Raw genomic sequence first — 255 nt, 5'->3', positions numbered from 1 at the left:
GTTTTATAGCCCTTTCAGAGCGAGATGACATTCATATTAAAAATACACAGCAAGCTAAAAGTTATAAAATTGCTATGCAAAGGAACGACTTTTCTACACAAACGCTTATGGAGCTAGGTTTTAATGTTGTACTTACAAGTGACATTCAAAAATCATACAACCTATTGCTGGCAAAAAAAGTAGATTTAATTGTCGATGATCCTTTATTTATGAGGCAAATGAGTGATTACTTAAAGCTTGATCCGGAGTATTTAA

General features: G+C 32.5%; 1 pseudogene. It reads left to right on the top strand.

Annotated features, from left to right (window positions below):
• Positions 1-255: pseudogene (locus JFU56_RS22595) on the top strand (amino acid ABC transporter substrate-binding protein); the annotation flags it as partial.

Source organism: Moritella sp. F3 (assembly GCF_015082335.1).
GTDB lineage: Bacteria > Pseudomonadota > Gammaproteobacteria > Enterobacterales > Moritellaceae > Moritella.
Note: the sequence above shows the minus strand (reverse complement) of the source record. Positions and strands in the feature narration are given on the sequence as shown.